This window comes from Alcanivorax sp. HI0083, from assembly GCF_001635175.1.
Genome location: NZ_LWFX01000021.1, coordinates 1 through 419, shown reverse-complemented (window position 1 = coordinate 419; position 419 = coordinate 1). Strand labels below are relative to the sequence as shown.

General features: G+C 60.1%; 1 protein-coding gene. It reads right to left on the bottom strand.

Annotated elements, in window-relative coordinates; genetic code table 11:
* On the bottom strand, positions 1 to 161 hold a 161-nt coding region (locus A3754_RS28800), incomplete at its 3' end, for a hypothetical protein (protein WP_197468333.1).
* Positions 162 to 419: the final 258 nt, after the last annotated feature.

The window sequence follows — 419 nt, the reverse complement described above, 5'->3', positions numbered from 1 at the left end:
AAATAGGCCGCGCACATGGCCGACGATGCCAGGAAATAGTCAAACGGGCTCGGCGCCGAGCCATCGCCCTTGTAGCGGATGGGCTGGTCGGTGATGACGGTGAAGTCGTCGAACTTGGCTTCCAGGCGAAGGTTGTCGAGGAAGTTGACGTTGATTTCCATGGCAGAGCTACCGGGTCGGGGGAATGGCTGAGGCGGCCATTATCCAGTTTTTAGGGCCCGGCGTCTTGGCGGCTGGGCGTTGAGCGTCGCAGGCACAACATGGTGGCGCCTGTGCGGCGTTATGCCACATGTTGGCGCCACCGCCGCTGCCGTAGAATCCCTCGCCGTCTTGCCGCCATAAACGCTATGGCAGCAACTGGTTGCCTTGGGGAAATACCATCATGCGTCTGTCGACTCGAACATCACTGCTTGGGTGTC